This window comes from Limnohabitans sp. TEGF002, from assembly GCF_055395845.1.
In genome coordinates, this window is record NZ_AP029224.1 from 1,159,628 (window position 1) to 1,185,909 (window position 26,282).

28 protein-coding genes are annotated in these 26,282 nt (G+C 59.6%); 14 read left to right on the forward strand and 14 right to left on the reverse strand.

Annotation, left to right across the window (positions count from 1 at the left end):
- Nucleotides 1-41: 41 nt before the first annotated feature.
- Nucleotides 42-956, reverse strand: a complete 915-nt coding sequence (locus ACZ5SR_RS05840; protein WP_464450621.1) for an alpha/beta fold hydrolase — start codon at nt 954-956, stop codon at nt 42-44.
- Between the two features lie 25 nt (nt 957-981).
- Between ACZ5SR_RS05840 and ACZ5SR_RS05845 the strand changes: the two genes are divergently transcribed.
- The 5 genes from ACZ5SR_RS05845 (at nt 982) to ACZ5SR_RS05865 (ending at nt 5,428) form a co-directional block, all read left to right on the forward strand.
- Nucleotides 982-2,772, forward strand: a complete 1,791-nt coding sequence (locus ACZ5SR_RS05845; RefSeq protein ID WP_464450622.1) for an acyl-CoA synthetase — start codon at nt 982-984, stop codon at nt 2,770-2,772.
- A gap of 79 nt (nt 2,773-2,851) precedes the next feature.
- Nucleotides 2,852-3,913: an aldo/keto reductase gene (locus tag ACZ5SR_RS05850; protein ID WP_464450623.1), complete on the forward strand. Its 1,062-nt coding sequence runs from the start codon at nt 2,852-2,854 to the stop codon at nt 3,911-3,913.
- Nucleotides 3,914-3,922: 9 nt separating this feature from the next.
- Nucleotides 3,923-4,414 (forward strand): aminoacyl-tRNA deacylase, encoded by a 492-nt coding sequence (locus ACZ5SR_RS05855; RefSeq protein WP_464450624.1) that lies wholly within the window; start codon nt 3,923-3,925, stop codon nt 4,412-4,414.
- Between the two features lie 28 nt (nt 4,415-4,442).
- The gene (plsY, locus tag ACZ5SR_RS05860; protein ID WP_464450625.1) at nt 4,443-5,072 is read left to right on the forward strand and encodes a glycerol-3-phosphate 1-O-acyltransferase PlsY; all 630 of its coding nucleotides are present in this window, start codon (nt 4,443-4,445) and stop codon (nt 5,070-5,072) included.
- Nucleotides 5,069-5,428 carry a RidA family protein gene (locus ACZ5SR_RS05865; protein WP_464450626.1) on the forward strand — a complete coding sequence of 120 codons (360 nt, stop codon included), beginning with the start codon at nt 5,069-5,071 and terminating at the stop codon, nt 5,426-5,428. The genes plsY and ACZ5SR_RS05865 overlap by 4 nt, the downstream gene beginning before the upstream one ends.
- Nucleotides 5,429-5,503: 75 nt before the next feature.
- Here the strand turns inward: ACZ5SR_RS05865 and bktB are convergent, their stop codons facing one another.
- The 4 genes from bktB to ACZ5SR_RS05885 form a co-directional block, all read right to left on the reverse strand.
- The gene (bktB, locus tag ACZ5SR_RS05870) at nt 5,504-6,688 is read right to left on the reverse strand and encodes a beta-ketothiolase BktB (RefSeq protein WP_464450627.1); all 1,185 of its coding nucleotides are present in this window, start codon (nt 6,686-6,688) and stop codon (nt 5,504-5,506) included.
- 125 nt (nt 6,689-6,813) lie between these two features.
- The gene (locus ACZ5SR_RS05875) at nt 6,814-7,569 is read right to left on the reverse strand and encodes an SDR family NAD(P)-dependent oxidoreductase (RefSeq protein ID WP_464450628.1); all 756 of its coding nucleotides are present in this window, start codon (nt 7,567-7,569) and stop codon (nt 6,814-6,816) included.
- Nucleotides 7,570-7,631: 62 nt separating this feature from the next.
- Nucleotides 7,632-8,975: a c-type cytochrome gene (locus ACZ5SR_RS05880; RefSeq protein WP_464450629.1), complete on the reverse strand. Its 1,344-nt coding sequence runs from the start codon at nt 8,973-8,975 to the stop codon at nt 7,632-7,634.
- Nucleotides 8,972-9,763 carry a c-type cytochrome gene (locus ACZ5SR_RS05885; protein WP_464450630.1) on the reverse strand — a complete coding sequence of 264 codons (792 nt, stop codon included), beginning with the start codon at nt 9,761-9,763 and terminating at the stop codon, nt 8,972-8,974. Before ACZ5SR_RS05885 ends, ACZ5SR_RS05880 begins: the two co-directional genes overlap by 4 nt.
- A gap of 170 nt (nt 9,764-9,933) precedes the next feature.
- Here ACZ5SR_RS05885 and ACZ5SR_RS05890 point away from each other — a divergent pair, with 170 nt between their 5' ends.
- Together ACZ5SR_RS05890 and ACZ5SR_RS05895 are read left to right on the forward strand one after the other, a co-directional pair.
- On the forward strand, nt 9,934-10,452 hold the full coding sequence (locus tag ACZ5SR_RS05890; protein WP_464450631.1) for an N-acetyltransferase family protein: 519 nt from the start codon (nt 9,934-9,936) through the stop codon (nt 10,450-10,452).
- On the forward strand, nt 10,452-11,429 hold the full coding sequence (locus ACZ5SR_RS05895; protein WP_464450632.1) for a tRNA dihydrouridine synthase: 978 nt from the start codon (nt 10,452-10,454) through the stop codon (nt 11,427-11,429). Before ACZ5SR_RS05890 ends, ACZ5SR_RS05895 begins: the two co-directional genes overlap by 1 nt.
- Here the strand turns inward: ACZ5SR_RS05895 and ACZ5SR_RS05900 are convergent.
- Both ACZ5SR_RS05900 and ACZ5SR_RS05905 read right to left on the reverse strand, forming a co-directional pair.
- Entirely contained in the window at nt 11,420-11,785 is a 366-nt protein-coding gene (locus ACZ5SR_RS05900) for an Hpt domain-containing protein (RefSeq protein ID WP_464450633.1), read from the reverse strand. The genes ACZ5SR_RS05895 and ACZ5SR_RS05900 overlap by 10 nt on opposite strands.
- 49 nt (nt 11,786-11,834) lie before the next feature.
- Nucleotides 11,835-12,713, reverse strand: coding sequence for an NUDIX hydrolase (locus tag ACZ5SR_RS05905; protein WP_464450634.1), 879 nt, complete (start codon nt 12,711-12,713; stop codon nt 11,835-11,837).
- A 140-nt stretch (nt 12,714-12,853) separates the two neighbouring features.
- Here ACZ5SR_RS05905 and ACZ5SR_RS05910 point away from each other — a divergent pair, with 140 nt between their 5' ends.
- Complete coding sequence (locus ACZ5SR_RS05910) at nt 12,854-13,768, forward strand: SDR family NAD(P)-dependent oxidoreductase (RefSeq protein WP_464450635.1); 915 nt, start codon at nt 12,854-12,856, stop codon at nt 13,766-13,768.
- Between the two features lie 2 nt (nt 13,769-13,770).
- Here ACZ5SR_RS05910 and ACZ5SR_RS05915 read toward each other — a convergent pair whose 3' ends face one another.
- Together ACZ5SR_RS05915 and mltB are read right to left on the reverse strand one after the other, a co-directional pair.
- A complete protein-coding gene (locus ACZ5SR_RS05915) occupies nt 13,771-13,992 on the reverse strand; it encodes a TIGR02450 family Trp-rich protein (RefSeq protein ID WP_464450636.1) in 222 nt (73 codons plus the stop codon).
- Between the two features lie 13 nt (nt 13,993-14,005).
- Nucleotides 14,006-15,127: a lytic murein transglycosylase B gene (gene mltB / locus ACZ5SR_RS05920; RefSeq protein ID WP_464450637.1), complete on the reverse strand. Its 1,122-nt coding sequence runs from the start codon at nt 15,125-15,127 to the stop codon at nt 14,006-14,008.
- A gap of 220 nt (nt 15,128-15,347) precedes the next feature.
- On the opposite strand from mltB, the gene ACZ5SR_RS05925 reads away from it, so the two are divergent.
- The 3 genes from ACZ5SR_RS05925 to ACZ5SR_RS05935 are packed head-to-tail and all read left to right on the forward strand — an operon-like array spanning nt 15,348 to nt 18,394.
- Nucleotides 15,348-16,301: a histone deacetylase family protein gene (locus tag ACZ5SR_RS05925; RefSeq protein WP_464450638.1), complete on the forward strand. Its 954-nt coding sequence runs from the start codon at nt 15,348-15,350 to the stop codon at nt 16,299-16,301.
- A 36-nt stretch (nt 16,302-16,337) separates the two neighbouring features.
- Nucleotides 16,338-17,138: an enoyl-CoA hydratase gene (locus ACZ5SR_RS05930; protein WP_464450639.1), complete on the forward strand. Its 801-nt coding sequence runs from the start codon at nt 16,338-16,340 to the stop codon at nt 17,136-17,138.
- Entirely contained in the window at nt 17,126-18,394 is a 1,269-nt protein-coding gene (locus tag ACZ5SR_RS05935) for a mechanosensitive ion channel family protein (RefSeq protein ID WP_464450640.1), read from the forward strand. Before ACZ5SR_RS05930 ends, ACZ5SR_RS05935 begins: the two co-directional genes overlap by 13 nt.
- A gap of 48 nt (nt 18,395-18,442) precedes the next feature.
- Here ACZ5SR_RS05935 and ACZ5SR_RS05940 read toward each other — a convergent pair whose 3' ends face one another.
- From ACZ5SR_RS05940 to ACZ5SR_RS05960, 5 genes are all read right to left on the reverse strand, one after another.
- The gene (locus tag ACZ5SR_RS05940) at nt 18,443-19,735 is read right to left on the reverse strand and encodes a TRAP transporter large permease (RefSeq protein WP_464450641.1); all 1,293 of its coding nucleotides are present in this window, start codon (nt 19,733-19,735) and stop codon (nt 18,443-18,445) included.
- Nucleotides 19,732-20,214, reverse strand: coding sequence for a TRAP transporter small permease (locus ACZ5SR_RS05945; RefSeq protein WP_464450642.1), 483 nt, complete (start codon nt 20,212-20,214; stop codon nt 19,732-19,734). Before ACZ5SR_RS05945 ends, ACZ5SR_RS05940 begins: the two co-directional genes overlap by 4 nt.
- Before the next feature lie 93 nt (nt 20,215-20,307).
- Nucleotides 20,308-20,886, reverse strand: a complete 579-nt coding sequence (gene dctP / locus ACZ5SR_RS05950) for a TRAP transporter substrate-binding protein DctP (RefSeq protein ID WP_464451022.1) — start codon at nt 20,884-20,886, stop codon at nt 20,308-20,310.
- Nucleotides 20,887-21,837 carry an IS30 family transposase gene (locus tag ACZ5SR_RS05955; protein WP_464448415.1) on the reverse strand — a complete coding sequence of 317 codons (951 nt, stop codon included), beginning with the start codon at nt 21,835-21,837 and terminating at the stop codon, nt 20,887-20,889. It lies immediately after the preceding gene.
- A gap of 49 nt (nt 21,838-21,886) precedes the next feature.
- Nucleotides 21,887-22,387: a type 2 periplasmic-binding domain-containing protein gene (locus tag ACZ5SR_RS05960; RefSeq protein ID WP_464450643.1), complete on the reverse strand. Its 501-nt coding sequence runs from the start codon at nt 22,385-22,387 to the stop codon at nt 21,887-21,889.
- A 295-nt stretch (nt 22,388-22,682) separates the two neighbouring features.
- Here ACZ5SR_RS05960 and ACZ5SR_RS05965 point away from each other — a divergent pair, with 295 nt between their 5' ends.
- The 3 genes from ACZ5SR_RS05965 (at nt 22,683) to ACZ5SR_RS05975 (ending at nt 26,262) form a co-directional block, all read left to right on the forward strand.
- Nucleotides 22,683-23,438: an electron transfer flavoprotein subunit beta/FixA family protein gene (locus tag ACZ5SR_RS05965; RefSeq protein WP_464450644.1), complete on the forward strand. Its 756-nt coding sequence runs from the start codon at nt 22,683-22,685 to the stop codon at nt 23,436-23,438.
- 12 nt (nt 23,439-23,450) lie between these two features.
- On the forward strand, nt 23,451-24,383 hold the full coding sequence (locus ACZ5SR_RS05970) for an electron transfer flavoprotein subunit alpha/FixB family protein (protein ID WP_464450645.1): 933 nt from the start codon (nt 23,451-23,453) through the stop codon (nt 24,381-24,383).
- Nucleotides 24,384-24,471: 88 nt separating this feature from the next.
- A complete protein-coding gene (locus ACZ5SR_RS05975; RefSeq protein WP_464450646.1) occupies nt 24,472-26,262 on the forward strand; it encodes an acyl-CoA dehydrogenase in 1,791 nt (596 codons plus the stop codon).
- The last annotated feature ends 20 nt before the right edge of the window (nt 26,263-26,282 follow it).

Here is a 26,282-nt window from a genome sequence, read left to right on the forward strand (position 1 = left end):
CAACAGTCGTCAAAACTAAAACGAACTGATTTTAGGGCCTCTCAGGCCATGAACTTTTCAAGCAGGGTCGCCAAGGCCTGTGGTTGGTCGTGGTGCAGCATGTGTCCGGCGTCCTGTATCACCGCTTGTTGCAGGGCGGGCAAGGATTTCAGGCGCTCGTGAAACTCGGCCAAGGTGTATTTGCCTTTCCACCACTGACTGAGCGAGTCGTCTGAAGCTTCCACCACCAGAACCGGGGCGCTGATGCGGCGGTACATGGCCAAAGCCTCTTCAATGTGGAACAGATACGGGTTGATGACCTTGTGCGCCGAGTCGCCCAGGATGCGCCACTGGCCATCCGGGCCCGGTTGGGCCCAGTTTTGGGCCAGCCAGTCGGCTTTGTCTTGGCCGAGGCGAGCGTTGGTCTTCATCAGACGGGCCGCCACACCCGCGGCGTCCGGGTAAGACTTGAGCGTGTTGTCCCCTCCACGTTGGGCTTTGAGCTCATCGAGCCACTGGGCCATGCGGGTGGGAGCTTGGACAGGCTGGGTAGCCGCCATGCCAAAGCCTTCGAGGTTGACCAGGCGGCGGATGCGCTCGGGGCGGCTGCCCGCGTACATCATGACCACGTTGCCGCCCATGCTGTGGCCCACCAGGTCGACAGGCTGGTCTGGGTAGAGGGTGTCCAGCAGGGCGTCCAGATCGGCCAGGTAATCTGGGAACCAGTAGCTGTCGGTGGGCGGGGTCTCGGTCAGGCCGTAGCCGCGCCAGTCCATGGCGATGATGGGGCGCTGACTGACAAAAGCCTCGCTGAAGGCATCGACCATGAATTGGTACGAGGCGGCCACGTCCATCCAACCATGCGCCAACACCAGTGGTGTGGCCCCCGGTGTGGCAGTGCCCCATTGTCGAACGTGGTAACGGCAGCCGCGCAGCGGCACCCAGTGGCTTTGAGATTCGCGTAAAACTTGGTACATACTTTCGATCATAAGGAGACAAACGATGAGCGTCAGTCGCAACCAGGACCGCCAAGCCCCTAACCCAGCCCAAGGCAATACAGACCCCTACGACCGTTATCACGCCATTCACCAGGGCTTTGGCTGGAAAGTGCCCCAGCGCTTCAACATGGCACAGGCTTGCTGTGGCCAGTGGGCGGCGAAGCCTGCCACGGCCAGGCGTATCGCCATCCGCGAGCATGTGGCGGGTCAGGGCTTGGGGCGCAGTTGGACTTTTGGCCAGCTGCAAACCGCCGCCAACCGCCTGAGCCGGGTCTTGCAGGCGCAGGGCGTGCAACGCGGTGATCGGGTGGCGATTGTCTTGCCCCAGCGTTTTGAAACAGCCGTGGCCTACATGGCGGTGCTGCAAATGGGCGCGGTGGCCATGCCGCTGTCGATGCTGTTCGGGCCGGAGGCGCTGTCCTTTCGCATCAACGACAGCCAGGCCCGTGTGGCCGTGTGCGACGAATCTACGGTCCAGGCCTTGCAGCAGGCCAGGCCCGACTGCCCGGGCTTGCAAAGCCTGATCGGTGTGGGGGCGGCCGGAGCGCTGGCCGATTTAGATTACGCGCAAGCAGTGACCTGCCAGGCCGAATCCTTCAAAGCCGTGAGCACCCTGGCCGAAGACCCGGCGGTGTTGATCTACACAAGCGGCACAACCGGCAACCCCAAGGGCGCGCTTATCCCGCACCGGGCGCTGATCGGGAATCTCACGGGGTTTGTGTGCAGCCAAAACTGGTTTGGCTTTGATCCGGCGGATGCCAGTCGCCCGTCCAAAGCGGTGTTTTGGTCACCGGCCGACTGGGCCTGGACTGGCGGGTTGATGGACGCTTTGCTGCCCAGCCTTTACTTTGGACGGCCCATCGTGGCTTTCAATGGGCGGTTTTCCCCCGAAGCGGCTTTCGAGATCATGCAGAGCCACGGTGTGACGCACACCTTTTTGTTCCCCACCGCGCTCAAAGCCATGATGAAGGCTGTACCCGAGGTGAGGGGCCGCTACCGCCTCAAGCTCCAAGCCATGATGAGCGCGGGCGAGGCGGTGGGTGACGCTGTTTTTGGCTACTGCCAAGCGCAAATGGGCGTGACGGTGAACGAAATGTTTGGCCAAACCGAGATCAATTACGTGGTGGGCAACTGCGCCCGTTTGTGGCCTGCCAGGCCCGGCAGCATGGGCAAGGGCTATCCCGGCCACCAAGTGGCGGTCATCGACGAGGCGGGTCAGCTGTGCCCGCCAGGCACACCCGGTGAAGTGGCAGTGAACCGCTTCGATGTGCACGGTCATCCCGACCCGGTGTTCTTTTTGGGCTACTGGAACAACGACAAGGCCACAAAGGCCAAATACAGCGGCGACTGGTGCCGCACGGGCGACATGGCAGTCTGCGACGAGGACGGCTACCTTTGGTACCAAGGTCGGACCGACGACATGTTCAAGGCTGCGGGTTACCGCATCGGACCCGGCGAGATCGAAAACTGCCTGGTCAAACACCCGGCCGTACAGAACGCCGCGGTGGTGCCCAAGCCCGATGCCGAACGGGGTGCTGTGGTCAAGGCCTATGTGGTGCTGTCGCCTGATTGGCTGACCCGCAGGCCCAGCGGAGCGGGCCAGGCCAGCTTTGACGACGAGGTGCGCCGCGAACTGCAGGCCCATGTGAAGGGTTTGCTGGCACCTTACGAATACCCCAAAGAGATCGAATTCATCGACCAACTGCCCATGACCACCACCGGCAAGGTGCAGCGGCGGGTGCTTCGGCTGCAGGAAGAAGCGCGCGCGACAGCGCTGCAGTCCAAGGCACGCTGACGCGTGACAAAATCCACCAATTGCCTTGATTACCCGTCCAAGGATCATCAGCGCGCTTGAATTCAACACAGGACACACCATGAAACTCGTTCAACTCGGTCAATCCGACCTGCAAGTGACCCCGATTTGCCTGGGCACCATGACCTTCGGCCAACAGGTGAGTGAAGCCGATTCACACGCCATCCTGGACCGCTCGCTGCAAGCGGGCATCAATTTCATCGATACCGCCGAGATGTACGCCGTGCCCGCTTCGGCCGATACCTGTGGTGCAACTGAGACCTTCATTGGAAACTGGTTCGCCAAAAACCCTGGTGCCCGCGAAAAGCTGGTGCTGGCCACAAAGGTGGCGGGGCCATCGCGGGGCATGCCCTGGATTCGTGAAGGCTCAGGCATGACTGGGCAAGACATCCTGAACTCCTGTGATGCCAGCCTGCGCCGTCTGCAAACCGATGTGATTGATCTGTACCAAATCCATTGGCCAGAGCGCCATGTGCCGGTTTTTGGTATGACCTACTTTGACCCCACCAAAGATAAATCGGTGACCTCGATCCACGAGCAGCTCGAAGCCTTGGCCAAATTGGTGAAAGCAGGCAAGGTGCGTTACATCGGGTTGTCCAACGAAACGCCTTACGGCGTGCACGAGTTTGTGCGTTTGGCCGAGCAGCATGGCCTGCCTCGTGTGGCCACGGTGCAAAACCCCTATGCGCTGGTGAGCCGTACCTACGACAACGGGCTGGACGAAACTTGCTATCGTCTGAACGTGTCGATGTTGGCTTATTCACCGCTGGCCTTTGGCTTGCTCACGGGCAAATACGACCATGACGATTTGACTGGTCCTCTGGTGCCCGATGGGGGCCGCATTGCCCGTTATGACTCCATGCGCAAGCAGCGTTGGGGCCGCCCTGAAGCCTTGGCTGCCGCACGCCGCTACAACCAGCTGGCCCGCGACAACGGCATGACCCCTACCCAGATGGCGCTTGCGTTTTGCTACCACCGCTGGAGCGTTGCCAGCACCATCATCGGCGTGACCTCTCTTGCGCAACTGAACGAAGACCTGGCAGCCTGGTCGACCGAGTTGTCGCCCGAAGTGCTCAAAGCGATAGACGCCATTCGGTGGGAAATGCGCGATCCGGCCTTGTGATCCAGGCCTATGGCCAAGAAAGACAAAGTCAGCGAAACCCCGGCCACGGCGCTCTTACGCCAGCAGGGTGTGAGTTTCACCGAGCACCCCTACGATTACCTAGAGCACGGGGGCGCACAGCACAGCGCCCAGGTGTTGGGCATGGACCCTTTCAGTGTGGTTAAGACCTTGATCATGCAAGACCAGGATGCCAAACCGCTGGTGGTGCTGATGCACGGCAACCGCAAGGTGTCGACCAAAAACCTGGCGCGGCAGATTGGTTTGAAGTCGGTCGAGCCCTGCGCCCCGGAGGTTGCCAACCGCCACAGCGGTTACCTGGTCGGCGGCACCTCGCCCTTTGCCACACGCAGGGCCATGCCGGTCTTCATCGAAGAAACAATCCTGGCTTTGCCGCGCATTTGCATCAACGGCGGCAGGCGCGGTTATCTGGTGGGCATCGACCCGCAGGTGTGTGTGCAACTGCTGGACGCCAAGCCCGTGAACTGTGCACTGGCAGAATGACGCCCGAACAAGAAATAGGGAGATGTGGATGGATGCCTTGATTCCAGTGGCCGTGGTGTTGGCCAGTTATTTGTTGGGCTCGCTCAGTTTTGCGGTGATCGTGAGCCGTTTGATGGGCCTGAACGACCCTCGCAGTTACGGCAGCAAAAACCCCGGCGCCACCAATGTGCTGCGCTCGGGCAGCAAAAAGGCTGCGATCTTGACTTTGTTTTTGGACGCCTTCAAAGGCTGGCTGCCGGTGGCGATGGTGTTGGCTTGGGGGCCCGAACACGGTCTGGGCCCTGACATTGCGGCCTTGGCGGGCCTGGCCGCATTTTTGGGTCACCTGTACCCGGTGTTTTTCGGTTTTGTGGGTGGCAAGGGTGTGGCCACGGCGGTGGGTGTGGTCATTGGTGTGAATGGCATGTTGGCGTTGGCCACGGTGCTTAGCTTTGCCATCGTTTTGTATTTCAGCCGCTACGTGTCACTTGCCTCCATGGTGGCGGCGGTGTTCGCGCCCGTTTTTTACCTGTTTGGCAACGGCGTGGCCTGGCAGGCGACGTCGTCCGAAGTCTTGAGCCTGGCTGTCATGGCTTTGCTGCTGGTATGGCGTCACCGTGAAAACATCCAACGCCTCTTGGCGGGCACCGAATCCAAACTGGGCCAGAAAAAAGCATGAACCAAGACCTTCAGAGGCTGCACGTGGCGGCCCGTTACAGCGAGGCGGCTGTTTTTAATGGCGTGGTGTACTTGGCAGGCATGGTGCCCGAATGCGATGCAAGCGACATCCGGAGCCAAACGGCCGATGTGTTGCGGCAGATCGATCTGCGCCTGGCCGAGGCGGGCAGCGACAAAACCCGCATCTTGCGCACCCAGATTTACCTCAAAGACATCACCGACATCGCCGCCATGAACGAGGTGTGGGACGCTTGGGTGGTGGCAGGCAGTGCACCACCGCGAGCCACGGTTCAGGCAGCACTGGCCAATCCGGCCTATTTGATCGAGGTGGTGGTCACGGCGGCGGTCAAGTCCTGATCCATCAGGCTTTTTCACGCCAAAAAAATGGGCATCTCTGGATGCCCATTTTTCATTCTGATCAGCCGAGAAACATCACATGCGCTCAAAAATCGCCGCGATGCCCTGACCGCCACCGATGCACATGGTCACCAGCGCGTAGCGGCCATTCACTCGCTGCAGCTCATACAGAGCCTTTACGGTGATCAATGCACCTGTCGCGCCGATGGGGTGGCCCAGCGAAATGCCCGAGCCATTGGGGTTGACCTTGGCGGGGTCTAGACCCAGTTCGCGGGTCACGGCGCAGGCTTGGGCGGCAAAGGCTTCGTTGGCCTCGATCACGTCCAGGTCGTTGACCGTCAGGCCGGTTTTCTTGAGCACCGCGTGTGTGGCCGAGATCGGGCCCACGCCCATGATCTTGGGGTCCAGCCCAGTGTGGGCGTAACCCACCAGGCGGGCCATGGGCTTGGCGCCACGCGCCTTTGCAGCACCGGCTTCCATCAGCACCACAGCAGCCGCCGCATCGTTGATGCCCGAGGCGTTGCCCGCGGTCACGGTGCCGTTTTCTTTCAGGAAAACGGGCTTGAGTTTGGCCATGTCTTCGAGCTTGCAGCCAGGGCGGAAGTGCTCGTCGGTGGTGTAGGCCACGTCGCCTTTTTTGCTTTTCAGCATGACCGGCATGATCTGGTCTTTGAAGCGGCCTTCGGTGGTGGCACGCTCGGCGCGGTTGTGACTTTCCAGGGCCAAGGCATCTTGCATCTCGCGGGTGATGCCGTACTTGGCGGCCACGTTTTCGGCGGTCACGCCCATGTGGATGTTGTGGAAGGGGTCGTGCAGTGCACCAATCATCATGTCGATCATCTTGGTGTCGCCCATGCGTGCGCCAAAACGGGTGGCCAGACTGGCGTATGGCGCGCGGCTCATGTTTTCAGCGCCGCCACCAATGGCGATGTCGCAATCACCCAGCAAGATGGACTGGCTGGCGCTGACGATGGCCTGCAGGCCCGAGCCGCACAGGCGGTTCACGTTGAAGGCGGGCGTGCCTTCGGCGCAGCCGCCGTTGATGGCCGCCACGCGTGACAAATACATGTCTTTGGGTTCGGTGTTGACCACATGGCCAAACACCACATGGCCAACGTCTTGGCCTGAGGTGCCTGCGCGGGACAGGGCTTCGCGCACGACTTGCGCGGCCAGCTCGGTGGGCGCGATGTCCTTGAGGCTGCCGCCAAAGGTACCAATGGCGGTGCGCACACCGCTGACAACAACAACTTCACGGCTCATGGGAGATCTCCAGATTTAAAAAATTGACAAATAGGGGTGGGTTGCAACGCCAATCAGTGTCAAGCGCAATGGCTACAGCGGCCTGACAAGGGACGAGTGGGTTCGATGAGATGAGCCTGGGCCTTTCAGCCCCGCACGTCGGCCACGGGTTCGCGCCCGAAGTCGGGCCGGGCCAAAAAGCGCAGAACCTGTTCGGCTGCCTGTGCTGGCGAGCTGAGTTGGCCTTGCGCTTTGAGTTGCAAAAACTTCGATTGGTCCGGAAAGGCCTCGCCTGCAGCACCGCGCAGCTGCACCTGCATGTCGGTGTCGATCACGCCGGGGGCGAGCGAGCAGACCTTGGCACCGTTGGCGTGAAGGGCCTCGTCCAGCGCCAAGCAGCGGGTAAAGTGGTCCATGCCTGCTTTGGCGGCGCAGTAGCCCGCTTGCGAGGCCATGGGGAAGCGGCCCAAGCCTGATGAAATGTTGAGCACTTTGCGGGGCAGGGGCCAATTTTCCGTGGCCCCCAAAAATGCGGCACTCAAGGCCATGGGCGCTTCCAGGCCCACGCGCAGGGCCAAGGCCAGGTCGGCGGGTTGGGACTGGCGCAGCGGGGCGATGGGCGGGATGACGCCCGCGTTGTTGATCAGGCTGGCGCTGGCGAAATGGGCAGGTTTTTGGTTGTGCAGCCATTCGCGCAGGCGAACGCTGGCGCCTTCACCATCGGCCAGATCGTGGGTCCATTGTGTGAGTGTCGCATCGGCCTTTTGGGCGGCAGCGGTCAGATCTGGATTGGCGTGGCGCGAGATGCAAAGCAGGGTGTTGCCTTTTTGCAGCAACTGCTCGGCCATGGCCAGACCCATGCCACGTGAAGCGCCTGTGAGGATGTAGAGGTTTTGAGGCATGGCCGAAATACTAGCGGCATGATCATGTTCAGTGGGTGCCGCAGATGACAGGCTTTAGAACTTCAACCGCCTTGCGCTGCCCTGATCCGGTTGACTTGCAAAGGCGTGACCTCGCTGGCCTGATTGCCCCAGCGGGTGCGCAGATGCGTCAGCACAGCCGCGATGTCGCGGTCTTGCAGGTCCAGCACTGCAGGCGGCATGCCAAAAGGTCGGGGGTGACCTTCGGTGGCGGGGCCGTAGCCGCCGTAGAGCACCAGCTGCACCAGGTTGGTGGGGTCCTTCAGCAGCACAGCGCGGTTGCCCGCCAAGGCCGGGTAAGCCACCTCACCCGATGCGGTTTTGACGCCCGCACCTTGCTCGCCGTGGCACTGCAGGCATTGGCGCTCGTAAACAGCATTTCCCAGTGTGGCCACTTGCAAGCTGATGCGGGCGGGTTCCGCATTGGCAGCGGCTGGTTGGGGTGTGCTTTGGGCGCGTGACTGCAAATACACCGCCATGGCTTGCAAGTCGCTTTCGTTGAGGTGCTGCAGGCTGTGCTGCACCACTTCACCCATGGGGCCGCTGGTTTGCGCTGAATTGGACGCACCAGTGCGCAGCAGGCGCACGATCTCGGGCAAGGGTGTGCTGGCCATGCCGCTTTCGCTGTCACGGGTCAGATCGGGGGCGTACCAGTTGGCTACAGGCATGAGGCCGCCCGACAAGTCGTTGACCGCACCGCTTGCGCCCAGTGTGTTCCGTGGGCTGTGGCAGGCTGCGCAGTGGCCCAAGCCTTGCACCAAATAGGCCCCCCGGTTCCATTCAACGCTTTGCGATTTGTCGGCTTGAAACGGACTGGGTTCAAAAAACAGGCTGCGCCATACGGCCAGAGCGGGTTGCGTGCCCACAGGCCAGACCAGTGTGTGAGCCGGCTGGGCCTGCACCACTGGGGCCAGGGTGTTCAGCCAAGCAAAGATCGCGTCGCTGTCTTGGCGGGTGATGACGCTGGTGTGGTTGTAGGGGAAAGCCGGGGTCAGCAAACGCCCGTTTTGGGAGCGGCCACGGTGCATGGCTTGCCAGAAGTCTTGCGCGGTCCATCGCCCCAGGCCCGTCTCGGGGTCTGGCGTGAGGTTGCTGCTGTACACACCGCCAAAGGGTGTGTCGATGCGCCGACCGCCTGCAAAGGGGGCGCTGCCGCGTGTGGTGTGGCAGGCCATGCAGTTACCCGCCAGGGCCAGGTAGCGGCCTTGTTCGATTTGGGCTGAGCTGGCTTGTGGCGTCTGCGCTGCCTCGGTGGCCGTGGTTGGGGTGGGCAGAACCAGGTCGCCCCAGTTGTCCCACACCACCCCCATGGCCAGCACAGCCAAGCTGATCAGTGTGACCCAGCCCAGGCGTTTGACCGGATGCATGCCTTGTATGGAGTGCTTCATGGTTTGCCCCCGTTCAGGGGTTTGGCGGCGGTAGCCGACAACTCCGGTGCACTGCCGCAGCGCAAAGCTTCAGGCAAAGCAGGGCCAGCTGGGGGGCGATCGGCGGGCCGGGTGTCAGCAGGCAGCGGCTGGCGGGCAAGCCAGCTCGACACCGCGATGAGGTCCTGTGCTGGCATGCGCTTGACGATTTCGGCCATGCAGTCAGGCGCATGGGCGCGGCGCTGCGCGGTTTGCCAGGCGCCGAGTTGGGCGTTCAAATAGTCCAGTGGCAAGCCCAGCAGCCCAGGCACATTGGGCTGCACCCCGGTCAGTCGCACACCATGGCATTGGGTGCAAGCGGGCAGGCCGCGTGTGGCGTCGCCTTGTGTCACCAGTTGCTGGCCTTTGGCCAAGCGCTCGGGTGTGATGGCGTTGTTCGCGGTGGGGGCGGGGTAGGGCAGTTTCAGGTCGGCAAAGTACTGGGCCATCTCGCCCAAATAGGCGTCGGTCAGAGGGTCGACCAGGCGGGCCATCAGCTCATAATGGCGACGACCTTGCGCGAAATTGCGCAGCTGGTTGTGCAGGTAACCGGCCGGTTTTCCCGCTAGGCGCGGGTAATAACCGTCCGGACCGGCACGGCCTTGCTCGCCATGACAGGCGGTGCAGGCGCGGGTGCGCTCGGCCATGTCGTCAGCAAAACGCTTGGGGTTCGGGGCTTGTGCGCTCAAAGGGCTTGCACACAAGGCGGCTGCGGCCCAAAGTAGGCCTTTGAACAGACCCTCAATCCACCAGACCTTGGGTTGGTGCAAGCGGGTTGTTGGGGGGTGATCCAGGGGTGCGGGTGACCGGGGAATGGTGTAATTCTGATTGCTTGGAAACGTCCTCATCCACTGAAGATAACCGATGCGGCGACAATGTTGGGTTTTGCGCCTAAAGCCCAGTGGCCCCGAGGCGTTGTTTTTCTTCATTTGTTCAAGCCATGTCCGATATTCAAGTCCGATTTGCCACCCTCCAAGACGCGCCTGCTGTGGCTGCGTTGCATGTCAGCGCCTGCCGCGCCGCCTACGCGGGCCAGGTGCCCGATACCCATTGGGACGCCACGCCCATGCCCAAACGCGTGTCGTTCTGGAAAGAGGCCATCGAGTACGGTGAGCCGCAAGTCATGGTGGCGGTGGATGGCCGTGAGATCGTGGGTTTTGTGGGCTTTGACCGCTCGCGCGACCCCAAGTCCAAAAACACCACAGGCGAGATCTGGGCCATTTATGCAGCGCCCGAGCGCATTGGTCAGGGCATTGGTCTGGCCCTGTGGGATGCAGCCCGTGAAGGCCTGCAAGACGAAGATTGCACCGACGTCACGGTTTGGCTGCCTTTGCTGCACGAGCAAACTTTGCGCTTTCATGACCTGGCTGGCTTCAAGCGCGAAATGAATACCGCGCGCACCGTGCCCTTGGGCGGAGTGAAAGTGGAAGAAGTGCGCCTCAAGCGCAAGCTGGGCTGATGCTCCAGCAGCCTGTTGGGGCGCGCATCCTGCTGGCTCCCATGGAGGGGCTGCTGGATCACACTCTGCGCGACATGCTCACGCGGGTGGGTGGGGTGGATTTGTGCGTGTCAGAGTTCATCCGTGTGACCAATACCGTGCTGCCGCGACGCGCATTCATTCGCGTGGCGCCGGAATTACTCAATAAAAGCCGCACCGTTGCGGGCGTACCGGTCAGGGTGCAGTTATTGGGTTCTGACCCCGATTATTTGGCGGCGAACGCTGCGGCCTTGGCCCAGCTGGAACCCGCAGGCATTGATTTGAATTTTGGCTGTCCTGCCAAGACGGTGAACCAGCACCGGGGCGGTGCGGTGTTGTTGGACGAGCCGGAGTTGGTCGGGCAGATCGTGGCGGCGGTGCGCCGGGCGGTGCCCTTGCAGATTCCGGTGTCGGCCAAGATGCGGCTGGGCTACAACGATGACAGCCGCGCCGAAGAGTGTGCCTTGGCCATCGAAGCCGCCGGGGCCAGCGATTTGGTGGTGCACGCGCGCACCAAGGCCCATGGCTACCGGCCACCTGCGTATTGGGACCGCATTGCCGACTTGCGCCAGCATGTGCGCATGCCCATGGTGGCCAATGGCGAAATTTGGACGTTGGCAGATGCTTTGCGTTGCCGCGAGGTGACTGGTTGTGATCGCTTGATGATCGGCCGCGGCATGGTGGCCGATCCGGGCCTGGCTTTGGCGATCGCGCAGCATGACGCCCTTTCAAGTGGCGCTGATCGAGTTGCCGTGAGTTGGACGCAGATCGTGGGTTTGATGCGCTTGTTCTGGCAGGGCATTGCCCTGCGGGTGGCGCCGCGCCACCGGGCTGGGCGACTCAAGCAATGGCTCAATTATTTGCGCCGGGTGTACCCTGAGGCCCAAGATGCCTTCGATCAGCTGCGTTTGTTGCACGAACCGGCCAAGATCGACCAGTGGCTGGCCGCTCAGGCCTGAGGGTTCAGGCTCAGGTGAGTGGCTACTTCGGTGCGCAGCTGTTCCAGTTGAGGCGCCAGGCGGCTGTAGGCGGCGCGGATTTCGGCCGAATCGCCATGCTTGCTCAGGCTTTCCACGCTGACGACCTGCTCCACCAGTCTGTCCACGCAAAACACTGGTGTGAAGCCTTTGAGCTGGTGCAGCAGGCGGTTGACGCCGTGCATGTCGTCTTTTTCCAGCATCGCTTGGATTTTGGGCAAATCCTCACCCAAAGTCTGGTGCAAGGTGTTCAGAAGCGCCAAAACCCCATTCATATCGCCAATGAACTCCATGGCCCGTGCGACGGAAAGATAGGTGGGGGCAGCAGCTTGGTTCATACAGGCAGACACTTATCCATAAAGGTTACAAATTGTAATACTCTGGATTTTAATCAAGCAATCCGGCTAAGCCCATTTCCGGCTCAAAGCGTTTGTTTTTGAACATCAAGCGACTTGGGCCGGGGAAGGCTGCTTCTTGTACCGAGTGCCGTGGGTCACCGGGGTAACAAATGGTCCGGATGCCGTCTTGTTCGAAGGGTTCGGGCTCCACCACGGGGGGCTGTCGGCTCTGGGCCTCGGCCAGCGCACTGTGGGTGTCCGTATGACGGGCCAATTGCACCAGCCCCATGATTTGTGGCGGGGCTAACTCGATATGGCGGTCCCAATACCGAATCAGTGCCTCGCGCGGCGTGATCCACAGGGTTTCGGTCGTCTCGTGGTTGTCGTGTTCGGCGGTTTGGCCTTCAGGCACGCGTGCCATGAAGAAACGTGTGTCAAAGCGTTTGTGGGTCACCGAGGCCTGTCGGGGCGTGATCCAGCGGGTCCAGGGCACCAGCGCATCGGTGCGCAGGCGAAGCGACAGGTTCTGAAAAGCCTGCGACCAGGTTTGGCCACTGGCCAAGGCGCTTTGCAGGGCGTCCAGGTCGGGCGTTTCTGTATTGGTTTGGCCCAGCAAAATGCGGCATTCCTCAAACGCCTCGCGAATGGCCGCCACAAACAAGCCTGCTGCACGCTCTTTGCTCAAATCGGGCTCGGCCAGTCGCTGGTGCAAGGTGGACACGTCCTGACTGAGTTTGGCCAACAAAGCGGGGCTTTGGTCGGCTAGGTCGAGTTTTCCACCCGGAAACACATGGGCACCGCCCAGCACATTAGAGGCTTGGTGCCGCCTGAGCAGCAGCACTTGCAGACCTTGTTCACTGTCGCGGAGCAAGACCACCGATGCGGAGTCCAGTGGCGGGGTCGTGATGATGTCGTGGTTCAGTTCCATGGCTCAGGTGTCAATCGTGCAACACAGCTTCGGGGCTGCTTGTTTTAAAGTCGGGCAAGGTTTCAGACAGCGGTCAGATTATCAGAAGGTGCTGCCACCCCCTGTCACCCATTCACACGCATTCAATCAAGGAAGAACACATGAGCATCGATTTCAAAGGCCGCGTGGCCATCGTGACAGGCGCGGGCGGCGGTTTGGGCAAACAACACGCGCTGGCGCTGGCTGCACGCGGGGCCAAAGTGCTGGTCAATGACCTGGGCGGTGATGTGCACGGTGTAGGCGGCTCGGTGTCGGCGGCGCAGGCCGTGGTCGATGAAATTCGCGCAGCGGGTGGGGAGGCCATGGCCAACGGTGCATCGGTCACCGACCTCGAGGCGGTCAAGGCCATGGTCCAACAAGCGGTGGATGCTTGGGGCCGGGTGGACATTTTGGTCAACAACGCGGGCATCCTGCGCGACAAAAGCTTTGCCAAGATGGAGCTGGCCGACTTCAAGCTGGTGATGGATGTGCACGTCATGGGTGCAGTGCACTGCACCAAGGCCGTCTGGCCCATCATGCAGGCGCAAAACTACGGCCGAGTGGTGATGACCACCTCATCCAGCGGTCTGTATGGCAACTTTGGCCAGGCCAATTACGGTGCGGCCAAGATGGCACTGGCGGGCCTGATGCAAACCCTGTCGATCGAGGGCGAAAAAAACAATATCCGCGTCAACTGCCTGGCCCCAACGGCCGCCACCCGCATGACCGAAGGCCTCATGCCCGAAGCTGTTTTGCAAGCCCTGGACCCCAGCGCCGTGGTGCCCGCCATGCTGGTCATGGCCAGCGACGATGCGCCCAACCGCACCATCATTTGCGCAGGCGCCGGCAGCTTTGAGGTGGCCCACATCACGCTGACACAAGGTGTGCACCTGGGCACCGGTCCTGACACCGCCGAGCGCCTGCTGGCCTCTATGACTCAGGTCACGGACCGTCAAGGCGAGACGGTGCCGCGCTCAGGTTCGGAGCAGGGAGCGCTGGAGGTGGGCAAGGCGATGAAGGCGCACGGGGTTGCATAAATTCAAACCCAACCCTGCCGCCACACGCTGTCGTCTTGTAAGTCACGCCAAGCGATCACTTGGGTGCCCTTTGAAATCACCGCCTCGATTTCCACGGTTTCTATCGGATCGGTGGGCAGGACAGGCTGGATCACTCGGCTGACCAAATAGTGCTTTTGCTTGGCCACAGGCTTGACCGCAGTCCACTTGGTCAAGAGCAGTTTTTTCGGGTTCAGGGGGTTCATGCGTGATGACCCCTTAAGGCTTGCTTTTTACTTCTCGTGCCACCGCATCGGCCAGCTCGATCACCGCCATGGCGTAGTAGCTGGACCAGTTATAACGGGTGATGGCGTAAAAGTTTTCGGTGCCGGCCACATAGCTTGGTGCGTTGTGGCCGTTTCGTAGCTCGATCAGTGCCAATGGACCGGGGTGCGTGAGCGCCGCCCCTTCAAGTGCTGCTCCTTTGGCCATAAAGCTGGCCACGCTGAAGGTGGGCAGGATGTCGGGGGCCATCAGGGCGTCCATATCGGTCTGGCCCGGGGTCAATGTGACGGGGTAATGTGTGGGCATGCCAGCGCGCCACTGGAATGCTTTGAAGTAATTGGCCACCGAGCCGATGGCGTCTGCAGTGCTGCCGAACAGGTCGATGCGGCCATCGCCATCAAAATCCACTGCAAATTTGGCCCAGCTGGAGGGCATGAACTGGGGCAGGCCCATGGCCCCGGCGTAGCTGCCCCGGATGGTCAGCGGGTCTGCTCCGCTACGAAAGGTCAACAACAAAAACTGCTCCAACTCGGTCCGAAAAAAGGCTTGGCGCTCTGCCGCTCTGGGATGGGCTTGGGGGAAATGAAAGGCCAGCGTGCCCAGTGCGTCCAACACGCGGAAGTTGCCGGTGTTTTTACCGTAGAGCGTCTCCACGCCAATGATGCCGACAATGATGGCGGCTGGCACGCCGTAATCGCGCTCGGCCCGCGCCAGGGTGGATTGGTGTTGACGCCAGAACCGCTGTCCGGCCTCGATGCGTACGGGTTCGATGAAGCGGGCTCGGTAAGCGCCCCAGTCCTTGGCCGCAGGGCTGGCGGGGGGCAGTACCAGTTTCTCCACCAAGGGTAGGCGTTGAGCCCGGGCAAGGGTCTTTTCAACCCAGTCTGGGTCAAGTTGTAGACGCGTGGCGGCTTCCTGTGCCCAGTCGCTCAGCTCGGGATTTTGATTCAGCGGGATGCCGGAAGCCGCTGCAGCTTTGGGCGCACGTTGATGGCGAACGGACGCCGTCTTGCTGTTTTTCTTTTTGTGTTTTTGGGCTGTGTGTTGTCCATGCCTGTCGGCAGGTGCCTTGGCCCCCTGCGCTTGGGCTGATCCATGCCACGCCAGGGACAGCATGAGGCAAATCAGACAGGTCAAAACTGCTTGAAGGGGCGGCTGCGGGTGCGCGTTGGAGGTAAGTGGGTGAGAAATCATGCTGTGCCCAGTTTAATGGAGCCGTCCCGCTCGATCCGATGTGGCGACGGTTTGGCGTGATAAGCTGAAACCCAGAGCTTTGCAGACATCAATAAAACCAACAGCACTGACAAGTTGCTGACCTCGCAGGAAGACAAGGCGTATGGGCGCGACAGGTTATTTCACACACCCCACCTGCTGGAAACACGAGATGGGGGCAGGGCACCCTGAATGCCCGGAGCGGCTTGGGGCCATCGAAGACCGCTTGCTGATCAGTGGCGTGGACATGGCTTTGCAGCGTCGGGAGCCAAGGCCTGCGTCCTTGTCTGACATTGAACTGGCCCATGGGCGCATGCATGTGGCGGCCTTGCGTGGCTTGGGCGATGCTTTGCGTGAGGACATGGCCGCAGGCGGCCCAACGCACACCTCTTTGGACCCCGACACGATGATCAATGCCCACACTTGGGATGCGGCCTTGCTCTCGGCAGGCGCGGCCATCGACGCCACAGACGCCGTGCTGGCGGGCGAGCTGGAGAATGCTTTTTGCGCTGTGCGTCCACCAGGGCACCACGCTTGCCGCGACAAGGCCATGGGTTTTTGTTTTTTCAACAACGTGGCCATTGCCGCCAAGTATGCGCTCGAGCGCCATGGCCTCAAAAGGGTCGCCATTGTGGACTTTGATGTGCACCACGGCAATGGCACCGAGGACATCGTGGCGGGTGACGAGCGCATCTTGATGGTGAGCTTTTTTCAGCACCCTTTTTACCCGGAAGGTGGCTCCACATCGACTGCGGCCAACTTGGTCAATTTGCCGGTGCCAGCCTACACCCGGGGCATGGACATCCGCGAGTTGGTGGACATGATGTGGTTGCCGCGCTTGGAGGCGCACAAGCCTGAGCTGATTTTCATCAGCGCAGGTTTTGACGCCCACCGCGAAGACGATATGGGTCAGATGGGGCTGGTCGAGCAAGACTACGCCTGGATTACCCATCGCATCAAAGAGGTGGCGCTGCGCCACGCCAAAGGACGCATCGTCAGCTGTCTGGAAGGCGGCTACAACTTGAGTGCGCTGGGGCGCAGTGTGGAAGCGCACTTGCGCGTACTGGCCGACGTTTAAATCGGTTTGTGGTGAGGGTTTGGCACAATCGAAGCCATGACCGATTCAAACACCCCCCATGCCCAAGACTTGCTGCTGCACGAGCGCGATGCGCGTGGTGTGCACCGCTTGACGTTGAACAGCCCCGCCAGCTTCAATGCCCTGAGCGAGGCGATGTTGACCGCACTGCAGCAAGCGCTGAACGCAGTGGCGCAAGACGCGCAAGCCCGGGTGGTGGTGCTGGGCGCTGCGGGCAAGGCCTTTTGCGCTGGACATAACCTCAAGGAAATGCGCGCCCAGCCTGAGCTGGCTTACTACCAGCAACTCTTTGCCCAGTGCAGCCGCATGATGCTGAGCATCCAAAAGCTGCCTGTGCCTGTGATTGCCCGTGTGCAGGGACTGGCCACGGCGGCAGGTTGCCAGTTGGTGGCGCAGTGCGATTTGGCGGTGTCAACAGACAGCGCCACTTTTGGTGTGAACGGCATCGATGTGGGCTTGTTTTGTGCCACGCCCAGCGTGCCGCTGGTGCGCAACATGCACGCCAAACAGGCCATGGAGATGCTGCTGACGGGTGGGTTTATCTCGGCCGCAGAGGCCAAAAGCCGTGGGCTGGTGAATCGGGTGTGCACAGCTGCCGAATTGGATGCGCAGGTGGACGACTTGGTCCAAGCTATTTTGTCCAAGCCGCGTGAGGCCGTGCGTTTGGGTAAAGCTTTGTTTTATCAGCAGCGCGAAATGGGAATCGAAGCGGCCTACCAATTGGCTGGCCAAACCATGGCCTGCAACATGATGGATTCCGTGGCTCAGGAAGGTGTTCAGGCCTTCATCGACAAAAGGACACCTTCATGGCGGGTTTGAAATCTTTGAACATTGCCGACCCTTTGGCCTGGTTGAGCGCCTTGGCCCGCGCCGAGTCGCTTCAAGTGCTGCTGGCTTTTGCCGTTTGCATTGTGCTTTCCTGGGGCATTGTTTGGGCCATTCGAAAAGCTTTCGCAGAGCAGGCCTTGTCGGTTTTGCTGGGCAAGCGCTTGATCGATGGGGTCTTGTTTCCAAGCCTTTTGCTCGGATTGACCTTTGTGGCGCGTACCTTGTTGACCGATGCGCAGCCAAGCCCGATGTTCGGTATTTTGTTACCCGTGTGCATCTCGCTTGCCATGATCCGCTTGGGGGTCAAAGTCTTGCAGGTGGCATTCAATGAAGCGCCGTTTGTGCGGGTGTTGGAGCGCACGATTTCTTGGATCGCCTGGTTGGCGGTGGTGTTCTGGGTCACGGGTGTATTGCCCTTGATTCTGGATGAGTTGGACCAGATCCGCTGGAAGGTGGGCGGCTCCATGTTGTCGGTGCGCACATTGCTAGAAGGTGCTTTGACCGCAGGCTTGGTGTTGATCGTGACCCTTTGGATTTCTGCGGCCTTGGAGTCACGCTTGCTCAAGTCCGCCACGGGCAGCGATTTGTCTTTGCGCAAAGTGATCAGCAACACGGTGCGGGCCTTGCTCATGTTTGTGGGCCTGCTTTTGGCGCTGTCATCGGTGGGCATCGATTTGACCGCTTTGTCGGTGTTGGGTGGCGCGGTTGGCGTGGGCATCGGCTTTGGCTTGCAAAAGCTCGCGGCCAACTATGTCAGCGGTTTTGTGATCCTGGCTGAGCGCAGCATGCGCATTGGGGACAACGTCAAGGTGGATGGTTTTGAAGGCCGCATCACCGACATCAAGGCGCGTTACACCGTCATCCGGTCGCCGAACGGGCGCGAGTCGATCGTGCCCAATGAAATGTTGATCACCCAGCGGGTAGAAAACTTGTCGCTGTCCGATTCCAAGATCGCGCAGTCGACCACCGTGACGGTGGCCTACAACACCCCTGTGGATGAGGTCATGGCCTGGCTGCTCCAGGCCTGTCAGGCGCACCCCAAAGTGTTGGCCGAACCGGCGCCCTTGGTGGCTTTGTCGGCCTATGGCGTCAATGGGTTGGAGTTCACCGTGAACTACTGGTTTGATGACTCAGGATCTGGGCCTCTGAATCTCAAGTCAGACATCCATCTGGCGATTCTCAAAACGCTGCAGGCGCATGGCGTCGAGATTCCGTTTCCGCAACGGGTGGTTCACATGTCGGCATAAAAAAAGCACACCCTGCGGTGTGCCTTTTGGGTTTGATGCTCAGAGTGCTCAGTCCATCATGGAGGGCAGCCACAAGCTCAAACTTGGGAAAGCCAGCAAGATGCCCAGCGTGATCACCAGCACCAGCACCAGCGGCCACACGCCGCGGAAGATGGTGCCCAAGCCGACCTTGGGCAGCAAGGTGTTGAGCACAAACAAGTTCATACCTACCGGTGGCGAGATCAGCCCAATTTGGATGACCATCACGATCAACACGCCAAACCACACGGGGTCAAAACCCAGTTGCACCACGATCGGGAAGAACAAGGGGATGGTCAGCAAGACCATGGTGAGTTCTTCCATCACCGTGCCCAGCAACACATAGATCAACATCATGGCGCCCACGATCATGATGGGCGACAAACCCAGGCCAGTGATCCAGTCCTTCAACTCAAATGGCAAGCTGGTGTAGTTCACGAAATTTGCAAAAATAGTCGCCGCGATCAGCAAAGTAAACAGCATGGCGGTCGTTCTGGCCGATTCGATGAGGACTTGAAACAGTACTTCTTTGTTCAGCGCTTTGCGTGCCAAGGCAAAAAGGAACGCGCCCATCGCGCCCATGCCTGCACCTTCTGTGGCAGTGAAGAATCCGCCATAAATGCCACCCAGCACCACGAACACCAACAGCAAAACGCCCCAGATGCCGCGCAAAGCAGCCCACCTCTGGGTCCAGGTGAATTTCTCACCCGGGGGAGCATGTTCAGGGTCGCGTGAGGTCATGATGACCACGGCGACCATCATCAAGATGGCTGTCAGGATGCCCGGAATGACGCCTGCCGCAAACAGTTTGCCAATGTGTGTTTCGGTGATGATGCCGTAGATCACCATGATGGTGGACGGTGGAATCATGATGCCCAGCGTTCCGCCTGCCGCAATCACGCCCGTGGACAGGGCATCGCTGTACCCGATCTTTTTCATGGACGGGTAGGCCACCTTGCTCATGGTGGCGGCCGTGGCAATGGACGAGCCACAAATGGCACCAAAACCAGCACAAGCCGCAATGGTGGCATGTGCCAGGCCGCCTCTGCGGTGGCCGATGAAGGTGTAGGCGGCATGAAAGAGTTCATGTGCCAAACCTGCGCGGGCGACGAAGTTGCCCATGAGGATGAACAAAGGAATCACCGACAGGGTGTAGGCAAAACCGGTCTCATGAACAACTTGTGCGGTACTGGCCAGTGCGGGCATCCAGCCTCGCGTGAGCCCGATGCCCACGATGCCTACCAAGCCCATTGAAAAGGCCAGAGGCATGCGCATGAGGGCCAGCACAAAGATGGCAAGGAATCCAAGCAGTGCTTCGGTCACAGTGTGCCTCCTTCAGACGATTCTTCGTCAGATGGCCAGAATGCTATGACCAGGTGAACCAAAGCGGTCAGCCCGCAAAGCAAACCCATGCCTTGAATGAAGGGGGCTTTGGTGATTTTCAGTTGAGCCGTTGTTTCTCCGGTGACCGCGAATTCACCCCCTGTGTTCCACATCAAGTAGGCCAGTCCCATTAGCAAAGCCGCGCAAACGAGGTCCACCAATGCACGCTGAAAGCGCTTGAACCAAGCGGGCCACATGGCGTCTAGGGAGTCAAATACAACGTGCTCGCCTTTGAGTGAGACCAAGGGGAGTGCACCAAAAATAACCACCACCATCAACAATTCGGTCAATTCCAAAGACCCTGTGATGGAGTGAGACAGCAATTTTCGGCCCGATACGTCCAGAAACGTCAGCAACATGATGGCCAATAATGCTAAGCCTGCCAAAGTTCCACAGATGATTTCAAGAGACTTTTTCAAACAACACTCCTAAAAAAAACGGTACCTGCGCTTTGGCAGGTACCGTTGTTTCACCACGCTTGGTGATTTGACCAAGGTGCAAATGGTTTATTTTTACTTTTGCAACTTGGCAATTTCAGCACGGAATTCAGACAAAGTGCCCGAGGGATCCTTCAGACCTTTGGCCTTGGCAGCTTGGGCCCAGTCTCGCTCGAGTTTGTTGACGCGAATGGTGACTCCACTGACAAAGCTTTTGTCTGCCTTGATGACCTTCACGCCATTTTTCTGCATGTTGGTCAAAGCCAGATCGTCCACGCGGTCCCAGGCTTTACCAAAGCGTTGCGCGACGGCCTCACCAGACAACTCGTCCACAATTTTTTTGTCAATAGCCGAGAGGCTGTTGTATTTAGCCGGGTTCATCATGAAGACGAAGCTGGTGTTGTAGAGGCCACCCGGGAACTGGGTGGCGTGCTTGATGATCTTGTCGATCTTGAACGAGTCAGTGGACTCGGCAGGGAACAAAGTGCCATCCATCACGCCGCTCGACAACAGTTCATAAGATTCTGGCGCGGGCTTGAGTGTCACGTTCATGTCCAGTGTCTTGGAGATTTCGTTGACCATGCCGCCGCCCACTCGGAACTTCAAGCCCGAGAGGTCTTCCACGCGGGTGATGGGTTTTTTGGTATGGTGGATTCAAGGACGAAGTGCAACACGGTTCAACGAGGCGTGAAACACCTCGTATGGCGTCTTGAATCCGAGCCGCTTTCTGGGCCGGTGATTCAATCTGTTTTCGATCATAGTCAACTCCTCATCGGTGACAGTTTCCATGCGCCGCTTTTTGGGAATGTATTGGCGCAGCAAACCATTGAAGTTCTCGTTGCTGCCGCGCTGCCAGCTGCAATACGGATCGGCAAAGTAAGTCTGGATGCCAAGGGCCTGATCGATGGCCTGGTGATCGGCAAACTCCTTGCCGTTGTCCACCGTCAAGGTCTTCACCCGTGAGTTCACGGGCTTGAGCTTGGCTTCAATGGCCCGGCCCACCAAATCGGCAGACTTGTTGGGCACTTTGGCCAGCACAGCAAAGCCACTCTTGCGTTCTACCAGTGTCACGATGGCTTGTTTGTGAGCCGCGCCAATGACGGTATCTCCCTCCCAGTGGCCCACTTGCTTGCGATCTTCAATGTGACTTGGTCTCTCGCTGATCGGGCGGCGGTTCGGGATCTGGCCACGCCTGTCACGCCCGCACAGGTGGCGTTTGCGCCGGGGCTTTTGGCTGCGCAGGTGCGTGTGTAAATCACCACCGGCAGCCTTGTTCGCATAGACATGCAAATAGACGCTCTCATGGCTGACCGCCACCTTGCCTGCAATCTGCTCGGGGCTCCATTGAATGCCCAGGTAGAAATCCACATCGGACCAGACCTTGGAATCTACACGGCGGGCATTACGGCTGCGCTGTGCTCGCTCAGACGCCTTGGCGCAGGCTTGTTCGGCGCGGTAGCCACGCTGGCCACGACCACGGCTGAGTTCGCGGCTGATGGTGCTGCGGTTCCTGCCCAGGGATCGGGCAATCTCGCTAATGGTCTGTTTGGCTTTCAAAAGGCTGTGAATTTGGTATCGTTCTTCTCGGCTGAGGTGCTTGTACATCTGGCAACTTGGACTTGGCGGTTTGAGTGGCCATGATGCCTTGACATCCTCAGCCACCCATCACCGGGTTCATCTTTGTTGCACCTCGTACTTGAATCCGCCTATTGAAAACGATGCCAGGTCCGTGGGTGAAAAAGCCCAAAACCTTGACGCCTTGGTGTTCGGCCGTGAACTCAGGGTACTTGCTGGCAATGCGGTGGAAAGCCACCGACAAAGGCTCTGCGCGGTCGCCCAAAAATGGGAATTCGGCCATTTGCGACAGGACAAAACGTCCGGGGGTGTAGCCGTGAACCGTGAAGGACACGTCGACCAAACCGTTTTTGACCGCGTCAAAAGTGCCGGGTGCAGGGGTGACAGCGCGAGGAAGGATGTTGCAACGCACACGGTTGGATGTTTTGGTCGCCAGGTCGTCGCACCATTCTTTTTGTGACATCGACAGACCGTGTGTGGGCGGAACCCAGCTGGAAACAGTCAAAACGGTTTGTGCCTGGGCCAAGCCAGTGAAGCTGGCCAAGGCTGCTGCAGCCACGGAAATCAAAGTCTTCTTCATCCAATTGCTCCATTGATTTGGTTACAAAACATAATCGTAATATCGAACGATCTTCATGAAAATCGATGTTAACCCTGATTTGCCTACCGATTGGTCGGTGAATTCCCGGGGGTAGGATATACATCTAATCAGTGAGGTTTTCAAAAAACCGGTCTAAAATACGAACGGTCGTGCTTTTTTCGGTCCTATGATGCGCCTGTTTGGCGGTTTTGATGCACAATTGACGTTTACGTAACGTCAACGACATCACGGCGTTTCAAGGTGCTTGGGTTTTGATATCAATGGAGAAGCTTTCATGAAAATTCTCGTTCCCGTCAAACGGGTGGTGGACTACAACGTCAAGGTTCGTGTCAAGTCCGATGGTTCGGGCGTGGACATCGCCAACGTCAAAATGAGCATGAACCCCTTTGACGAGATCGCCGTCGAAGAAGCCGTGCGCCTGAAAGAAAAGGGCTTCGCCACCGAAGTGATCGCAGTCTCTTGCGGTGTTGCCCAGTGCCAAGAAACCTTGCGCACAGCCATGGCCATTGGTGCCGACCGAGGCATTCTGGTCGAGACCCCCGCTGACATGGACCTGCAGCCCTTGGCGGTGGCCAAGCTGCTCAAGGCTTTGGTGGACAAAGAGCAACCCGGTCTGATCATCTTGGGCAAACAAGCCATTGACGACGACTGCAACCAAACTGGCCAGATGCTGGCCGCTTTGGCCGACCTGCCTCAAGCCACTTTCGCCTCCAAGGTCGAAATCGTGGATGGCAAAGCCCAAGTGACCCGTGAGATCGATGGCGGCCTGGAAGTGCTGAGCATCAGTTTGCCTGCGGTGGTGACCACCGACTTGCGTCTGAACGAGCCGCGTTACGTGACCTTGCCCAACATCATGAAGGCCAAGAAAAAGCAGTTGGACACCTTCAAGCCGGAAGACCTGGGTGTCGATGTGACCCCACGTATCAAGACCCTCAAAGTGGCAGAACCTGCCAAGCGCAGCGCGGGCATCAAGGTGCCCGATGTCGCCACTCTGGTGGACAAGCTCAAGAACGTGGCCAAAGTGATCTAAGGACTTAAGAACATGACCTCCCTTGTTATTGCAGAACACGACAACGCTTCCATCAAAGGGGCCACCCTGAACACTGTGACCGCTGCTGCTGCATGCGGTGGTGAAGTGCATGTGCTGGTGGCTGGCCTCCATGCCGCTGCCGCTGCGCAAGCCGCCGCTCAAATTGCTGGTGTGACGAAAGTCATCCATGCCGACAGCGAAGCACTGGCCCATGGCCTGGCCGAAAACGTTGCCGCGCAAGTGTTGGCCATCGCCGCCAACTACAGCCACATCCTGTTCCCAGCCACCGCTGCGGGCAAAAACGTGGCTCCTCGTGTGGCTGCCAAGCTTGACGTCGGTCAGATCAGCGATGTTACACAAGTCATCTCGGCTGACACTTTCGAGCGCCCCATCTATGCCGGTAATGCGATGGCCACGGTGCAAAGCACCGACGGCACGAAAGTCATCACTGTGCGCACCACCGGCTTTGACGCCGCAGCCGTCACCGGTGGCGCAGCAGTCGTAGAAAGTGCAACCGCCCAGGCCGACAGCGGCAAGAGCAGCTTCACACGCAGCGAAATCGCCAAGAACGATCGCCCTGAGCTGACCGCCGCCAAGATCATCGTCTCTGGTGGCCGCGCTTTGGGCAGTTCGGAGAAGTTCAATGAAGTGATGACACCGCTGGCCGACAAGCTGGGCGCCGCCATCGGTGCCAGCCGCGCCGCCGTGGATGCCGGTTACGCCGCCAACGACCTGCAAGTGGGCCAGACCGGCAAGATCGTTGCGCCTCAGTTGTATGTCGCTTGCGGCATCTCGGGTGCTATCCAGCACTTGGCAGGCATGAAGGACTCCAAGGTGATCGTGGCGATCAACAAGGACCCTGAAGCCCCGATCTTCAGCGTGGCAGACTTTGGCCTCGAGGCCGATTTGTTTGCCGCTGTGCCTGAATTGACCAACGCACTGTGATGATTTGACGACAACAAAAAAGGCCTCCGAGAGAGGTCTTTTTTGTACCCGACCCCTACTTCCTCGGCCCCTGCATCGGAGACAAGACATGAGCTACATCGCCCCCATCAAGGACATGCTTTTCAACATCGAGCATCTGGCGCGCATCGACCAGATCGCGCAGATCCCCGGCTTTGAAGACGCCGGTTTGGAAACCGCGCAAGCGGTGCTGGAGGAATGCGCCAAGCTCAACCAAGATGTAATCTCGCCCTTGAACTGGGAGGGCGACAAAAACCCATCCTTCCACAATGGTAGCGGTGTGACCACCACGCCTGGCTTCAAAGAGGCGTACCAGCAATACGCCGAAGGTGGCTGGCAAGGCCTGCAGCACCCGGCCGACTTTGGCGGCCAGGGCTTGCCCAAAACCATTGGCGCGGCTTGCGGCGAAATGCTCAACTCGGCCAACATGGCATTTGCCCTGTGCCCCTTGCTCACCGACGGCGCGATCGAAGCGTTGCTGACTGCAGGCTCCGACGAACTCAAAGCCACTTATTTGGAAAAGTTGATCTCCGGCCAGTGGACCGGCACCATGAACCTGACCGAGCCACAAGCGGGATCAGACTTGGCTGCCGTGCGAACACGCGCCGAACCCCAACCCGATGGCACTTACAAAATCTTCGGCACCAAGATCTACATCACTTACGGTGAGCACGATATGGCCGAGAACATCGTGCACCTGGTGCTGGCCCGTGTGGTGGGCGCACCCGAAGGCGTCAAAGGCATCAGCCTCTTTGTGGTGCCCAAGTTCATGGTCAATGGTGATGGCTCTTTGGGCGCGCGCAACGATGTGCACTGCGTGAGCATCGAGCACAAGATGGGCATTAAGGCCAGCCCCACAGCGGTGCTGCAGTTCGGTGACAACGGTGGTGGTGTAGGTTTCTTGGTGGGTCAGGAAAACCGTGGCCTCGAATACATGTTCATCATGATGAACGCCGCCCGCTACGCCGTGGGTGTGCAGGGCATCGCGATTGCCGAGCGCTCTTACCAGCGTGCCGTGCAGTACGCCCGTGACCGCGTGCAAAGCCGTCCAGTGGACGGCAGTTTGCCCGCCGCTGGCCCCATCATTCATCACCCCGACGTGCGTCGCATGCTGATGACCATGCGCGCTTACACCGAAGGCTGCCGTGCCATGGCGGCCACCGCCGCTGCGGCCTACGACGCCTCGCACCACCACCCTGACGCCGAAGTGCGCAAGCAAAACGCAGCGTTTTATGAATTCATGGTGCCACTGGTCAAGGGCTACAGCACCGAGATGAGCCTGGAAGTCACCAGCTTGGGCGTTCAGGTGCACGGCGGCATGGGCTTCATCGAAGAAACGGGCGCTGCGCAGTATTACCGCGATGCCAAGATCCTGACCATCTATGAAGGCACCACCGCCATCCAGGCCAACGACTTGGTCGGTCGTAAGACAGCCCGCGACGGTGGCCAGACCGCCAAGGCCTTGGCTGGGCAAGTGGCCCAGACCGAAAGTGAACTGGCGGCTTCTGGCAATGCCGATGCACAGGCTGTGGCCAAACGCCTCAAAGCCGCCCGCGAAGCCTTTGTGGACGTTGTCGAGTTTGTGGCGGGCAATACCAAGGCTCACCCCAACGACGTGTTCGCAGGCAGCGTGCCTTACCTCATGCTGGCCGGTAATCTGATGGCTGGCTGGCAAATGGGCCGAGCCTTGTTGGTTGCCCTTACACCCGAAGCGCAAGCCCAAGATGCCGCCTTCATGGCCGCTAAAGTCACCACCGCGCGTTTCTACGCCGACCATATCCTGTCCAAAGCTCCCGGCGTGCGCGACAGTATCGTTGAAGGCGCAGGCAGCGTGACGGCCATGGCGCTCGACGCTTTCTGAAATTGATTCCAACAATAATT

Excerpts from the sequence above, each read along its gene's own strand:
- plsY (WP_464450625.1), top strand. The coding sequence starts at position 4,443 with ATGGATGCCTTGATTCCAGTGGCCGTGGTGTTGGCCAGTTATTTGTTG.
- ACZ5SR_RS05975 (WP_464450646.1), top strand. The coding sequence starts at position 24,472 with ATGAGCTACATCGCCCCCATCAAGGACATGCTTTTCAACATCGAGCAT.
- ACZ5SR_RS05935 (WP_464450640.1), top strand. The coding sequence starts at position 17,126 with ATGGCGGGTTTGAAATCTTTGAACATTGCCGACCCTTTGGCCTGGTTG.
- ACZ5SR_RS05880 (WP_464450629.1), bottom strand. The coding sequence starts at position 8,975 with ATGAAGCACTCCATACAAGGCATGCATCCGGTCAAACGCCTGGGCTGG.
- ACZ5SR_RS05905 (WP_464450634.1), bottom strand. The coding sequence starts at position 12,713 with ATGGAACTGAACCACGACATCATCACGACCCCGCCACTGGACTCCGCA.
- ACZ5SR_RS05890 (WP_464450631.1), top strand. The coding sequence starts at position 9,934 with ATGTCCGATATTCAAGTCCGATTTGCCACCCTCCAAGACGCGCCTGCT.
- ACZ5SR_RS05865 (WP_464450626.1), top strand. The coding sequence starts at position 5,069 with ATGAACCAAGACCTTCAGAGGCTGCACGTGGCGGCCCGTTACAGCGAG.
- bktB (WP_464450627.1), bottom strand. The coding sequence starts at position 6,688 with ATGAGCCGTGAAGTTGTTGTTGTCAGCGGTGTGCGCACCGCCATTGGT.
- ACZ5SR_RS05915 (WP_464450636.1), bottom strand. The coding sequence starts at position 13,992 with ATGAACCCCCTGAACCCGAAAAAACTGCTCTTGACCAAGTGGACTGCG.
- ACZ5SR_RS05970 (WP_464450645.1), top strand. The coding sequence starts at position 23,451 with ATGACCTCCCTTGTTATTGCAGAACACGACAACGCTTCCATCAAAGGG.
- ACZ5SR_RS05850 (WP_464450623.1), top strand. The coding sequence starts at position 2,852 with ATGAAACTCGTTCAACTCGGTCAATCCGACCTGCAAGTGACCCCGATT.
- mltB (WP_464450637.1), bottom strand. The coding sequence starts at position 15,127 with ATGCTGTCCCTGGCGTGGCATGGATCAGCCCAAGCGCAGGGGGCCAAG.
- ACZ5SR_RS05875 (WP_464450628.1), bottom strand. The coding sequence starts at position 7,569 with ATGCCTCAAAACCTCTACATCCTCACAGGCGCTTCACGTGGCATGGGT.
- ACZ5SR_RS05900 (WP_464450633.1), bottom strand. The coding sequence starts at position 11,785 with ATGAACCAAGCTGCTGCCCCCACCTATCTTTCCGTCGCACGGGCCATG.
- ACZ5SR_RS05955 (WP_464448415.1), bottom strand. The coding sequence starts at position 21,837 with ATGTACAAGCACCTCAGCCGAGAAGAACGATACCAAATTCACAGCCTT.
- ACZ5SR_RS05925 (WP_464450638.1), top strand. The coding sequence starts at position 15,348 with ATGGGCGCGACAGGTTATTTCACACACCCCACCTGCTGGAAACACGAG.
- ACZ5SR_RS05895 (WP_464450632.1), top strand. The coding sequence starts at position 10,452 with ATGCTCCAGCAGCCTGTTGGGGCGCGCATCCTGCTGGCTCCCATGGAG.
- ACZ5SR_RS05965 (WP_464450644.1), top strand. The coding sequence starts at position 22,683 with ATGAAAATTCTCGTTCCCGTCAAACGGGTGGTGGACTACAACGTCAAG.
- ACZ5SR_RS05960 (WP_464450643.1), bottom strand. The coding sequence starts at position 22,387 with ATGAAGAAGACTTTGATTTCCGTGGCTGCAGCAGCCTTGGCCAGCTTC.
- ACZ5SR_RS05840 (WP_464450621.1), bottom strand. The coding sequence starts at position 956 with ATGTACCAAGTTTTACGCGAATCTCAAAGCCACTGGGTGCCGCTGCGC.
- ACZ5SR_RS05910 (WP_464450635.1), top strand. The coding sequence starts at position 12,854 with ATGAGCATCGATTTCAAAGGCCGCGTGGCCATCGTGACAGGCGCGGGC.
- ACZ5SR_RS05930 (WP_464450639.1), top strand. The coding sequence starts at position 16,338 with ATGACCGATTCAAACACCCCCCATGCCCAAGACTTGCTGCTGCACGAG.
- ACZ5SR_RS05845 (WP_464450622.1), top strand. The coding sequence starts at position 982 with ATGAGCGTCAGTCGCAACCAGGACCGCCAAGCCCCTAACCCAGCCCAA.
- ACZ5SR_RS05855 (WP_464450624.1), top strand. The coding sequence starts at position 3,923 with ATGGCCAAGAAAGACAAAGTCAGCGAAACCCCGGCCACGGCGCTCTTA.